This is a genomic window from Frigoribacterium sp. CFBP 13712, assembly GCF_014842255.1.
Lineage (GTDB): Bacteria > Actinomycetota > Actinomycetes > Actinomycetales > Microbacteriaceae > Frigoribacterium.
The window spans coordinates 137791-150554 of record NZ_JACYVH010000006.1 but is presented as its reverse complement, the minus strand read 5'-3'; the positions used below and the strand labels follow the sequence as shown (position 1 = coordinate 150554).

The window sequence follows — 12764 nt, the reverse complement described above, 5'->3', positions numbered from 1 at the left end:
CTCCTTCGAGCGACGCGTGAGGCGTGACGAGGCGAGGTGCGGGCCGTGGCGGCGACGAGAGACGATGTGGCGCGGCTCGCCGGGGTGTCGGCCAGCACCGTCTCGTACGCGATCAGCGGTCGCCGCACGATCTCGGCCAGCACGCGCCAGCGGGTCGAGCAGGCCATGGCCGACCTCAGCTACACGCCCAACGCGTTCGCCCGCGGGCTCGCCGGGTCGCGCGGCGGGATCCTCGCGCTGCACTACCCGTACAGCCGCCGGGGCGTGACGTCGTCGGAGTTCGAGTACGTCGCCGCGGCCACCGATCGGGCGCGCGAACGCGGCTACCACCTCCTCCTCTGGTCGCATCCGATCAACGACGTCGACGGGCTCGGCAGCCTCGTCAGCGAGGGGCTCGTCGACGGGGTCATCCTGATGGAGCTGACGGCGAGCGACGCTCGGGTCGCGGTGCTGACCGACTCGGGCGTGCCGTTCAGCAACATCGGCCGACCCGACGACGCCGACGGGCTGTGGTTCGTCGACGCCGACTACGAGTCGCTCGGGCGGATGGCCGTCGACCATCTGGCCGATCTCGGGCACGAGCGGGTGTTCTTCCTCAGTCAGATCATCGCGTCACCCGAGCGGGGCTCGGGTCCGCTCGACCGCGCGACCAGCGCGCTGCAGCGACCCGCCGCCGAGCGCGGGCTGCGACTCGAGACGCATCTCGCCGAGAACTCGGTGCCCGGCGGTCGCGCGGCGTTCGAGGTGTTCGACGCGCGGCCGAGTCGACCGACCGCCGTGCTCGCGTTCAACGAGACGGCCCTCGCCGGCTTCGTGCAGTCGGCCGCCGCGGCCGGGCGGTCGATCCCCCGCGACATCAGCGTCGTCGCACTCAGCATCGGCGACCTCGCGGCGGAGATGACGTCGCCCCCGCTGACGACGGTCAGCCCGCCCGGCATCCGGATCGCGGCGGCCGCCGTCGACGATCTCGTCGACCGCATCGAGGGGCGTCGGCACGATGCGCCACACGTGTTGATCGCGCCCCGATTGACGGTGCGGGGCAGCTCCGCACCCGTTACGAGCCCGTGACCTGAGCGACCCTCGATCCGGTTGCGCGCCTCCTGAGGCTGTGTGAAGATCGTCGTCGACGCGCGTCGACGACGACGTGTCGCGGAGACCGGCTGACAGCACGACCGGTCGCCTGTCTTGCACTCAATGAGGAGAAACCAATGCGAGCATCCCTGCACCGTCGGATCACAGGCCCTCTGGCCATCCTGGCGGCATCCAGCTTCCTGATGGTCGGCTGCTCCGGCACCGCCGACCCCAACGACCCGAACGCGGGCGGCAGCGGCGGCGGCGCCGAGGTCGGCACGGCCGACGGCGTCGTGAACATCTACGGCACCATCAACGGCGACGAGGCGACCCTGCTCGAAGAGAGCTGGGCCGACTGGGAGACCGAGAACGACATCGACATCAAGTACACGGGCGACAAGGAGTTCGAGAAGCAGATCGGCATCAAGGTCCAGGGCGGCGACACCCCCGACCTCGCGATCTTCCCGCAGCCCGGTCTGCTCGCCGACACCGTCTCGTCCGGCAAGGTGCAGGAGCTCCCCGAAGAGGCTCTCGCCAACGTGAAGGACGGCTGGTCCGAAGACTGGCAGAAGTACGGCCAGGTCGACGGCACCCAGTACGGCGCCCCCCTGATGGCCAGCGTCAAGGGCTACGTCTGGTACTCGCCCGCCAAGTTCGAGGAGTGGGGCGTCGAGGTCCCCAAGACCTACGACGAGCTCGTCGAGGTCTCGAAGACCATCCAGGAGAAGAGCGGCGAGGCGCCCTGGTGCGCCGGCTTCAACTCGGGTGAGGCGTCCGGCTGGCCGGGCACCGACTGGATCGAGGACCTCGTGCTGCGCGAGGCCGGCCCCGACGCCTACGACTCGTGGGTCTCGGGCGACACCGAGTTCACCGACCCCGACATCAAGGCCGCGTTCGACTCGGTCGGCACCATCCTGCAGGACCCCTCGATGGTCAACGCCGGCTACGGCGACGTCAAGTCGATCAACTCGACCGCGTTCGGCGACGTCGCGACCAACGTCGCGAACGGCAGCTGCGCGCTGACCCACCAGGCCTCGTTCTTCGAGGGCTTCCTGACCGCGGCGAACAACGCCGACGGTCAGCCCGCCACGGTCGCCGAAGACGGCGACGTGTGGGCGTTCCTCACCCCGCCGATGGAAGAGGGCGACCCCGCCGCCGTCACCGGTGGCGGCGAGTTCGTCGCCGCGTTCTCGAACGACGACGACACCGCCAAGGTGCAGGCGTACCTCGCCAGCGCCGACTGGGCCAACAGCCGCGTCTCGCTCGGTGGAGTCATCTCGGCCAACCAGGGCCTCGACCCCGAGAACGCCGGCAGCGACCTGCTGAAGAGCGCCGTCGAGATCCTGCAGGGCACCGACACCACCTTCCGCTTCGACGGCTCCGACCTGATGCCCAAGTCGGTCGGCTCGGACTCGTTCTGGAAGGGCATGGTCGACTGGATCGACGGCTCGGACACCGAGACGGTCCTCGAAGAGATCCAGGCCGGCTACACCTCCTAGTCGCCCGACAGTCAGGGGTCGCCGCTCGTCGGCGGCCCCTGACCCGTACCCTCACCCGTACCCGAAAGGACAGCGATGTCCAGTTTCTTCCAGTGGCTGGCGGGGATCCCGCCGCTCGCTCAGATCCCCCTGATCCTGCTCGCCTTCACGGCCCTGGTCGGCATCGTGCTGGTCTTCGTCGAATTCGCGCCCCGTCGCGGCCGCCTGTACACGATCCTCCGCCTCGCCGTCTGCGTGCTCGTACCCGTCGGGGTGCTCTTCGCCTTCGGCCTCTACAACTCGGTCATGTGGGTCGCGGTCATCGCCGCCGTCCTCGGCGGCGGGCTGTTCCTGCTCGACTACCGCTCGAAGCGCGGCGCCGGCTACTCGCTGCAGCTCATCGGGTTCATGGCCCCCGCGGTCTTCTTCCTGATCATCGGTCTGATCTACCCGACCATCACGACCGCCGGTCAGGCGTTCATGAAGAACGACGGGTCGGGCTTCGCCGGCATCGACAACTTCATCTGGGTCTTCACCAGCCCCGACGGCCTGACCGCCTTCGGCAACACGCTGATCTGGGTGCTGCTGGCCCCGATCACCGCGACCGCGATCGGTCTCGCCTACGCCGTCTTCATCGACAAGAGCCGCGGCGAGAAATTCCTCAAGCTGCTGGTCTTCATGCCGATGGCGATCTCGTTCGTCGGCGCGTCGATCATCTTCAAGTTCTTCTACGACATCCGTCAGGGCGAGCAGATCGGTCTGCTGAACGGCATCCTCGTCGCGTTCGGCGGGCAGCCGGTCGACTGGCTCGGATTCGAGCCGTGGAACACCCTGCTGCTCGTGATCGTGCTCATCTGGACCCAGGCCGGCTTCGCCATGACGGTGCTCTCGGCCGCGATCAAGGGCGTGCCCGCCGAGCAGCTCGAGGCCGCGTCGCTCGACGGGACCAACGGGTTCCAGGCCTTCCGCCACATCACCGTCCCGGGCATCCGGACGACGATCATCGTCGTGCTCACGACGATCTCGATCGCGTCGCTGAAGGTCTACGACATCGTCTCGGCCATGACCGGCGGTCGCAACGACACGACCATCCTCGCGTTCGAGATGGTGCGGCAGTTCCAGCTCGGCAGCCGCACCGGCTACAGCTCGGCACTCGCCGTGATCCTGTTCATCCTCGTGCTGCCGATCGTCATCTACAACGCCCGTCAGATCCAGAAGCAGAGGGAGATCCGATGACCGCCACCCCCACCCCGGTCGGTGTCGCCGTCACCCCGGGCACCGAGAGCCAGCTGAAGCGCGGCGTCGCGAAGATCGAGAGCTCGAGCGGCAAGCTGAAGAAGGGCACGACCAGCCGGGGCGCCACCATCGCCGCGCTGATCATCGCCGTGATCTGGACCCTGCCCACCGCCGGTCTGTTCATCTCGTCGTTCCGCCCCGCGAACGACATCAAGACCACCGGCTGGTGGACGGTCTTCGCGAACCCCGGCTTCACGCTCGACAACTACGTCAACGCGCTGAACTCGGGCGACAGCCTCACCCTCGGCAAGGCGTTCCTCAACTCGCTGGTCATCACGCTGCCCGCGGCGCTGATCCCGATCACGATCGCGAGCCTCGCGGCCTACGCCTTCGCCTGGATCGACTTCAAGGGTCGCAACACGATGTTCGTCCTGGTCTTCGCCCTGCAGATCGTGCCGATCCAGATGGCGCTCGTGCCGCTGCTGCGTCTGTTCTCGGACGGTCTGCGGATCGGCGGGCTGTACATCCTGCCGGGGCTCGGGGTGAACGGGCTCGACGGCTCGTTCGCCAAGGTGTGGATCGCGCACACGATCTTCGCCCTGCCGCTGGCGATCTTCATGCTGCACAACTTCATCAGCGAGATCCCGGCCGAGGTCATCGAGGCCGCGCGCATGGACGGCGCGGGGCACGGGCAGGTGTTCTTCCGCATCGTGCTGCCGCTGTCGATGCCGGCCATCGCCTCCTTCGGCATCTTCCAGTTCCTCTGGGTGTGGAACGACCTGCTTGTCGCGACGGTGTTCACGTCGGGGCAGGGGTTGCCGATCACGAAGGCCCTGCAAGACCTCTCCGGGTCGTACGGCCAGTCGTGGGAGCTGCTGACCGCCGGCGCGTTCATCTCGATCATCGTGCCGCTGATCGTGTTCTTCGCGCTGCAGCGCTTCTTCGTGCGCGGGCTGCTGGCCGGAGCGACGAAGGGCTGACCGCCTGCGGGAGCCGAGGAGGCGCGGGTCGGTCGACCCGCGCCTCCTGCGTTCCCGGGGCGCGCACCATGAACCGCGTTCGCGAAGATGAGCTGCGATATGTCGCGGTTCATCTTCGCGAACGCGGTTCTTCGCGTGGGGAGGATGCGAGGGCGAGGCGGGGGCAGGCGGGGCGTGGCGGAGGCGGGGCCGGGCAGGGCGGGCGCGGGAGCCTAGGAGGCGCGGGGCGCGGGGGCGGGCGCACTCGAGCCCGCGACGTGCAGCACGCACGGCAGCAGCACCTGCGTCAGCTCGGCAGCAGCACCTGAACCGGCAGCGGCACCGGCACCTGCACCGGCGGCACCAGCACCGGCACCAGCACCAGCACCAGCACCGACACCAGCACCGGCACCGGCACCGGCGTCGAGCCGCGCGACGAGCGCCTCGACCGCCAAGCGCGCCATCTCGGCTCCCGGCGCGTCGAGCGTCGTCATCGTGGGCTCGGTCGCGGCTCCGGCCGCCCGTGACGACGCCAGCAGCACCACCGAGACGTCGCGCGGCACCTCGCGCCCGGTCGCCGCGAGGCCGCTCTGCAGCCCGCCGGTCGCGTCGTCCTTGAGCATCAGCACCCCGGTGACGTCCGGCAGCGCCTCGACGAGATCGTGGGCGGCCTGCCGCCCGCCGACCGCCGACTGCCCGCTCGTGACGACGGCCGAGCGGAGTCCGCGGCGGGCCGTCGATGCTCGGAAGGCGTCCTCCGTGCGGGCGGTGGGTCCGTACCCGACGATCGGGGTCCCCGCGAAGTCCTCGACCACGAGGCCGATGCTGCGGTGCCCCAGCGACTGGAGATGATCGAGGGCCTGTTCCACCGCCTCCTCGAAGTCCATGTCGACGTAGGGCACCCGGTCGTTCTGCGACGTGCGCCCCATCGAGACGAACGGCAGATCGAGCTCGAGCAGCGCCTCGACGCGCGAGTCGTGCAGCTGCACCTCCATCACGAGCACGCCGTCGAACAGCCGCCCCGACACGAGCTCGCGCACGTCGTCGTCCGTCTGCCCGGTGGGCCAGAGCACGAGGTGGTAGCCGAGCTCGGAGGCGCGCGTGGCGGCGCTCATGAACATGTGGAGGGCGATGCCGCCGAGTCGCTGCTCGAGCGCCGGGAACAGCAGGGCGATGATGCGCGTCCGCTTGCTGGCCAGGGCGCGGGCGACGACGTTGTTCGTGTAGCCGAGCTCTCCCATGGCGTCGGTCACCCGCCGGTGCACCCCCGCCGACACGCTGCGCGACCCGTTCACCACGAACGACACCGTGGCGATCGACACCCCCGCCCGTGCGGCCACCTCTCGCATGGTCGCCACGACTCTCCTTCGCTCGACACCAGGCTAGTGCGGCGGACCTGCAGCGCAGACATCGGACGGATCCGTGTTAACCGCTTTACATGTAAAGCGGTTAACTGCTAGCTTCCCTGCAACGGAGCAGCGACGTCGCACTCCGCCTCTCGGGTCGACCCCCGCGTGGCCGACGTCGCCGGCCGCCCACCAGTCACCGAGAGAGAGCTGAGCAATGAAGCCCGCATCGATCCGCACCAGAACCCTCACCGCGACGGCCCTCGTCGCCGTCGTCCCCCTCGTCCTCGCCGGGTGCACCGGCGGCGGAGGCGGAGGCGCGTCCTCCGGAGGCTCGGTCGACAAGATCACCGTCGTCGACTACTACGGCGAGAACGACGAGAAGGTCATCACGACGTTCCTCGACCAGTGCGGCACCGAGAACGGCGTCGAGATCGAGCGCACCATGGTGCCCGGCGGGTCGCTCATCCAGCGGGTGCTGCAGCAGGCGTCGTCGCGCACCCTGCCCGACGTGCTGATGCTCGACAACCCCGACCTCGCGCAGATCGCCGAGACGGGCGCGCTCACCCCGCTGTCGCAGTTCGGGCTCGACGCCGACGGCTACGCCGAGGGCGTCGTGCAGTCGGGCACCTACGACGGCGAGCTCTACGGCCTCGCGCCGACCGTCAACACGATCGCGCTGTTCTACAACAAGCAGGCCCTGGCCGACGCCGGGGTCGAGCCGCCCACCACGTGGGACGAGCTGGAGACCGCCGCCGCGACCCTCACCTCGGGCGACCGGTACGGCATGGCCGTCGACGCCAACGCGACCTACGAGGGCACCTGGCAGTTCCTGCCCTTCATGTGGTCGAACGGTGGCGACGAGAAGGACATCGCGACGCCCGAGACCGCCGAGGCGCTGCAGCTCTGGACGGACCTCGTCGCCGACGGCTCCATGTCGAAGAGCGTCGTCAACTGGACCCAGGCCGACGTGAACGACCAGTTCATGGCCGGCAAGACGGCGATGATGGTGAACGGCCCGTGGCAGCTGCCCGCCCTGAACGCCCAGACCGCCGTCGAGTACGGCGTGACGACGATCCCGGTCAAAGACGCCTCCGACACCGCGGTCGCCCCGCTCGGCGGCGAGGTGTGGACGGTGCCGCAGACCGGCGACGAGGCCCGTCAGGCCGTCGCCGCGAAGGTCGTCGAGTGCATGAACTCCGACGAGAACCAGCTCGCCATGGCCGAGCAGCGCAACACGATCCCCTCGAAGACGAGCGTCGCGGACACCTACGCCGAGCAGCAGCCCGAGCAGGAGGCGTTCGTCACCCTGGTCGCGGGCGCCCGGTCGCGCACGGCGGAGCTCGGTGCCGACTGGCCCGCCGCCGCCACGGCCATCTACACCGCCGTGCAGGCCGCGCTGACCGGCCAGGCCTCACCCGCCGAGGCACTCGACGACGCGCAGCCGAGCGAGTGACATGACCACCGCCTCCTCGATCGGCACCCGCCCGGTCGCCGGCGACGAGACCCCGGTCTCGCATCGGCGGCCCGGCCGCGGCGATCCCGGCCCCTCGGGCCGCCGCACGACCCGCCGCAGCACGGCCCGCCGCTGGGAGCGCGTCTCGCAGCTGCTGTTCGTGCTGCCGGCCGCGCTGTTCATCGTCCTGTTCTTCGGCTACCCCGTGGTCAAGAACCTGATCATGAGCTTCCAGGCGTACACGACCACCACGTTCTACACGGGCGAGGCGCCCTGGGTCGGCTTCGCCAACTACGCCCAGGTGCTCGGCTCGCAGCTCTTCGGCACGGCCCTGCTCAACACGGCGCTCTTCACGATCGGCTCGATCGTCGGGCAGTTCGTCATCGGGCTGCTGTTCGCCCTGTTCTTCCGCCGGGCCTTCCCGCTGAACGGCGTGCTGCGGTCGCTCCTGCTGCTGCCCTGGCTGCTGCCGCTGATCGTCTCGAGCGCGATCTGGAAGTGGATCCTCGACCAGGACTCGGGCGTGCTGAACCAGTTCCTCGGCACATTCGGCATCCCGGCCGTGCCGTGGCTGACCAGCCCGAGCGTGGCCCTGCTGACCGTTGTGCTCGTCAACATCTGGATCGGCATCCCGTTCAACACGACCATCCTCTACGGCGGTCTGCAGGACATCCCCACCGAGCTCTACGAGGCGGCGTCGCTCGACGGAGCCACCGGCTTCAAGGGCTTCCGCCACGTCACCTGGCCGCTGCTGCGACCGGTGGTCAGCGTGGTGCTCGTGCTCGGGGTCGTCTACACGATCAAGGTGCTCGACATCATCCTCGGGCTGACGAACGGCGGGCCGGCGAACGCTACGCAGACCATCGCGACGCAGTCGTACAGCCTGTCGTTCCAGCAGTTCGACTTCGGGTCGGGGGCGGCGCTCAGCAACGTGCTGATCGTCATCTCGGCCGTGTTCGCCGTCGTGTACCTGCGACTCAACCGGAAGGCCGTCGATGAGTGAGACAGCCCTGCGAGTCCCGAGCACCGGGGCCGTCGATCGTCGCGGCGCCGCACGCCGCCGACCGCTCTCGCGCCCCGAGGGGCCGAAGAAGTACCTGCTCAGCGCGATCGGCGTGCTGCTGCTCGCCGGGATGCTGTTCCCCGTCTACTGGATGGTCAACATCTCGCTGCAACCCGCCGGGTCGGCCATCGAGGCCTCCTGGTTCCCGTTCGAGGCGCAGTTCGGCGGGTACGCCCAGGCGCTGGCCGACCAGGGCGGCAACCTGGTCACCAGCCTCGTGATCGCACTCGGCAGCGTCGTGCTCAGCCTCGCGATCGCGACCCCCGCCTCCTACGCTCTGGCGCAGTTCAAGGTCAGGGGGGTCAACGCGGTGCTGTTCGCGATCCTGATCTCGCAGATGATCCCGGGCATCGTCGTCGCGAACGCGCTCTACGCCGCGTACAACGACGTCGGGCTGCTGAACACGATCCCGGGGCTGATCCTGGCCGACTCGACGGCGGGGGTCCCGTTCGCGATCCTGATCATGCGGGCGTTCATGCTGAACATCCCGCCGTCGGTCATCGAGGCGGCGAAGGTCGACGGGGCCGGCGACTTCAGGGCGTTCCGCAGCATCGTGCTGCCGATCAGCCGCAACGCGATGATCACCGCGGGTCTCTTCACGTTCCTGTTCACCTGGAGCGACTTCCTGATGGCGCTGACGCTGACGACGACCACCGACATCCGGCCGATCACGCTCGGCATCTACCAGTACATCGGCACCTACACGGCCGACTGGTCGACCGTGATGGCCGCCGCCGTGCTCGCGTCGCTGCCCGCCATCGTGCTGCTGCTCGCCGCGCAGAAGTTCATCGCCGCCGGTGCCACCGGCGGGGCCGTCAAGTGACGACGGCGCACATCCGAGAGGGAGGCAACACCATGACCACGAACACCACCGCACCCCTGCGGGTCACCGTCTGGGGCGAGAACGTCCACGAGAAGGTCGAGCAGCACGTCGCCGACCGCTACCCCGACGGGATGCACGGGGCGATCGCGGCCGGCGTCGGCGAGAACCTGCCCGACGCCGTCGTCCGCATCGCGACGATGGACCAGCCCGAGCACGGCCTCACCGACGAGCTGCTGGCCGACACCGACGTGCTCACCTGGTGGGGTCACGCGGCGCACGGCGACGTCGACGACGAGATCGTCGAGCGGGTGCACCGCCACGTGCTCGCCGGCATGGGGCTGATCGTGCTGCACTCCGGCCACTGGTCGAAGATCTTCACGAAGCTGATGGGCACGACCTGCACGCTCCGCTGGCGCAGCGAGCACGACCAGGAGCTCGTCTGGACGGTCAACCCGCAGCACCCGATCACCCGCGGCGTGCCGAACCCGATCGTGATCCCCGAACAGGAGATGTACGGCGAGTACTTCGACGTGCCGACGCCCGACGAGCTGATCTTCATCTCGGGCTTCACCGGCGGCGAGGTGTTCCGCAGCGGCATGACCTACCGCCGCGGCTTCGGCAAGATCTTCTTCTTCTCGCCCGGCGACCAGGACTTCCCGGTGTACTTCCACCCCGACGTCCGCCGCGTCATCTCGAACGCCGCCGAGTGGGCCCGCCCCGAGCGCGAACGCGCCACGCCGACGCTGCTCCGCTACGACCTCGGCGAGTACTTCGACGGCAAGGACTACTCGGGCCCGATCGAGGAGCCGGCCGACGCATGAGCGCCCCGATCCCCGTGGACGAGACCACCGCACCCGGCACCCCCGCACCCGGCTCCGCACCCGGGGCCGCACCCGGCGGCTTCCGCCGCGTCGACCGCCGAGGAGGCGCGCTGCGGGTCGTGCAGGTCGGCGCCGGCGAGATGGGGCGGGCCTGGCTCCGCACCGTCGCCGACTCCCCCGACGTCGAGCTGGTCGGCATCGTCGACCTCGATCTCGACGCCGCCCGCGCCGGGGCCCAGCACGCCGGTCTGCCCGATCTGCCGGTCGACCGCGACCTCGCCGCCCTCGTGGCCCGGGTCTCGCCCGACGCCGTGCTCGACGTGACCGTGCCGGTGGCGCACCACCCGGTGACGATGCAGGCGCTCCGCCTCGGTCTGCCGGTGCTCGGCGAGAAGCCGGCCGCGCAGAGCGTCGCCGAGGCTCTGTCGCTGACGGCCGCAGCCGAGGTGACGGGCGAGCTGTTCATGGTGTCGCAGTCGCGCCGTTACAACGACCAGCTGGTGGCGCTGAAGGCGCACGCCGAGCTGCTCGGCGACGTGGGCATGGTGTCGACGTCGTTCGCGAAGGCGCCGCACTTCGGCGGGTTCCGCGAGCAGATGGACGACGTGCTGCTGCTCGACATGGCGATCCACGCGTTCGACTCGGCGCGCTACCTGATCGGTCGCGACCCCGTGTCGGTGTGGTGCGACTCGTGGAACCCCTCGTGGTCGTGGTACCGCGGAGACGCGGCGGCGAGCGCCGTGATCGGCTTCGAGGGCGGTGTCCGCTACAGCTACGACGGCTCGTGGTGCAGCCCCGGCGTCGAGACCTCGTGGAACGGCGCCTGGCGCGTCTCGGGCTCGGGCGGCACGGCGCTCTGGTCGGGTGACGACGAGCCGGTCAGCGAGATCGACGGCGCCCCCGGGGCCCCCGAGGCGCGACCGACCGTGGGCGTCGAGATCGCGGGCTCGCTCGCGGCGTTCGCCCGGGCCCTCCGCACCGGCGAGCGCCCCGACGGCGAGGTGCACGGCAACGTGATGAGCCTCGTGATGGTCGAGGCGGCGATCCGGTCGACGCGCACGGGCGAGCGCGTGCTGGTCGACGACGTGCTCGAGCAGGCGCACCGCGAGGCGGTCTCGGTCGAGCGCGACCCCGAGGTGAAGGCGCGTCTCGAGTCGTGGGCGTCGGTGCGCGCGGCCCTGCAGGGCGGGGCGGGCGGGGTCGACGCGACCCGCGCCTCCTCGGCTCCGGAGCGGGAACGGCAGGAGGCGCGGTGACCGGGCAGGGCGTCCTCCGCTTCGCCCTCGTGGGTCACGGGTTCATGGGTGCGGCGCATTCGCAGGCCCTCCGTGTCGCGCCCGCGTTCTTCGACCTGCCGCTGGCGCCCGTGATGGCGACCCTGGTCGGTCGCGACGTCGCGGCCACCCGGGCGGCGGCCGAGCGGTGGGGGTGGGAGTCGACGGCGTCCGACTGGCGCGACGCGGTCGACGACCCCGACATCGACGTGATCGACATCTGCTCGCCCGGCTCGACGCACGTCGACATCGCGGTGGCTGCGCTCGAAGCGGGCAAGCACGTGCTCTGCGAGAAGCCGCTGGCCAACACGGTCGCCGAGGCCGAGCGCATGGCGGCGGCCGCGGCCGCCGCAGAGCGCGGGGTGTTCGCGATGGTCGGCTTCTCGTACCGGCGGGTGCCGGCCGTGACCCTGGCGCGCGACATCGTGGCGGCGGGGCGCATCGGCGAGGTGCGTCAGGTGCGGGCGCAGTACCTGCAGGACTGGCTGATCGACGAGACCGACCCGATGACCTGGCGACTCGACAAGGCGGTCGCGGGCTCGGGCGCCCTCGGCGACATCGGGGCCCACGCGGTCGACGCGGCGCAGTTCGTGACCGGTCGGCGTCTCACCGACGTGTCGGGCACCCTGCACACCTTCGTGACGGAGCGGCCGCTGGTCGACGAGACGGTGACGACGTCGGGCCTCGGCGGGGTCGCGGGGTCGGAGCGCGGTCGGGTGACGGTCGACGACGCCGCCTGGTTCACGGCCCGACTCGAAGGAGGCGCGATCGCCTCGGTCGAGGCCTCCCGGTTCGCGACGGGTCGCAAGAACGCCTTCCGGCTCGAGGTCTCGGGCTCGCGGGGCGCCGTGGCGTTCGACCTCGAGCGTCCGAACGAGCTCGAGGTGCTCGAGGTCGACGGGCCCGAGTCGGGGTTCCGCCGCGTGCTCGTGACCGAGCCGCAGCACCCGTACGTCGACGCGTGGTGGCCGGCCGGGCACGGGCTCGGGTGGGAGCACGCGTTCACGCACCAGCTGCGCGATCTCGTGGTGGCGCTGGCCGCCGGCGCGCAGCCGGCCCCGTCGTTCGCCGACGGCCTGCAGGTGCAGCGCGTGCTGGCCGCGGTCGAGGCGTCGGACGCCGCGGACTCCGTCTGGCTGCCCGTCTAGCGCGACCCGCGCCTCCTGCGTTCTCGGGGCGGATGCGCCATGAACCGCGTTCGCGAAGTTGAACTGCGATGTATCGCGGTTCATCTTCG

General features: G+C 70.2%; 11 protein-coding genes. 10 read left to right on the top strand and 1 reads right to left on the bottom strand.

The genetic code is table 11. The annotated features are described in order from the left end of the window. Positions 1-45 precede the first annotated feature (45 nt). The 4 genes from IFT51_RS15645 to IFT51_RS11720 all read left to right on the top strand — a co-directional run bounded on the left by IFT51_RS15645 (position 46) and on the right by IFT51_RS11720 (position 4765). Positions 46-1068, top strand: coding sequence for a LacI family DNA-binding transcriptional regulator (locus IFT51_RS15645; RefSeq protein WP_192061256.1), 1023 nt, complete (start codon positions 46-48; stop codon positions 1066-1068). Positions 1069-1208: 140 nt separating this feature from the next. Continuing rightward, positions 1209-2570, top strand: coding sequence for an ABC transporter substrate-binding protein (locus IFT51_RS11730; protein ID WP_192061255.1), 1362 nt, complete (start codon positions 1209-1211; stop codon positions 2568-2570). 75 nt (positions 2571-2645) lie between these two features. After that, positions 2646-3785 carry a carbohydrate ABC transporter permease gene (locus IFT51_RS11725; protein WP_192061254.1) on the top strand — a complete coding sequence of 380 codons (1140 nt, stop codon included), beginning with the start codon at positions 2646-2648 and terminating at the stop codon, positions 3783-3785. After that, on the top strand, positions 3782-4765 hold the full coding sequence (locus IFT51_RS11720) for a carbohydrate ABC transporter permease (protein WP_192061253.1): 984 nt from the start codon (positions 3782-3784) through the stop codon (positions 4763-4765). Before IFT51_RS11725 ends, IFT51_RS11720 begins: the two co-directional genes overlap by 4 nt. A 212-nt stretch (positions 4766-4977) precedes the next feature. Here the strand turns inward: IFT51_RS11720 and IFT51_RS11715 are convergent, their stop codons facing one another. After that, a complete protein-coding gene (locus IFT51_RS11715) occupies positions 4978-6093 on the bottom strand; it encodes a LacI family DNA-binding transcriptional regulator (RefSeq protein WP_192061294.1) in 1116 nt (371 codons plus the stop codon). Positions 6094-6307: 214 nt separating this feature from the next. Between IFT51_RS11715 and IFT51_RS11710 the strand changes: the two genes are divergently transcribed. The 6 genes from IFT51_RS11710 (at position 6308) to IFT51_RS11685 (ending at position 12675) form a co-directional block, all read left to right on the top strand. Beyond that, complete coding sequence (locus IFT51_RS11710; RefSeq protein ID WP_192061252.1) at positions 6308-7546, top strand: ABC transporter substrate-binding protein; 1239 nt, start codon at positions 6308-6310, stop codon at positions 7544-7546. Between the two features lies 1 nt (position 7547). Next, complete coding sequence (locus tag IFT51_RS11705) at positions 7548-8549, top strand: carbohydrate ABC transporter permease (RefSeq protein ID WP_192061251.1); 1002 nt, start codon at positions 7548-7550, stop codon at positions 8547-8549. Positions 8550-8679: 130 nt separating this feature from the next. Continuing rightward, positions 8680-9432, top strand: a complete 753-nt coding sequence (locus tag IFT51_RS11700) for a carbohydrate ABC transporter permease (RefSeq protein ID WP_371740777.1) — start codon at positions 8680-8682, stop codon at positions 9430-9432. A gap of 32 nt (positions 9433-9464) precedes the next feature. Further along, positions 9465-10253 (top strand): ThuA domain-containing protein, encoded by a 789-nt coding sequence (locus IFT51_RS11695; protein ID WP_192061249.1) that lies wholly within the window; start codon positions 9465-9467, stop codon positions 10251-10253. Then, complete coding sequence (locus IFT51_RS11690) at positions 10250-11509, top strand: Gfo/Idh/MocA family protein (RefSeq protein ID WP_192061248.1); 1260 nt, start codon at positions 10250-10252, stop codon at positions 11507-11509. Before IFT51_RS11695 ends, IFT51_RS11690 begins: the two co-directional genes overlap by 4 nt. After that, positions 11506-12675, top strand: coding sequence for a Gfo/Idh/MocA family protein (locus tag IFT51_RS11685; RefSeq protein WP_371740774.1), 1170 nt, complete (start codon positions 11506-11508; stop codon positions 12673-12675). The genes IFT51_RS11690 and IFT51_RS11685 overlap by 4 nt, the downstream gene beginning before the upstream one ends. Positions 12676-12764 lie beyond the last annotated feature (89 nt).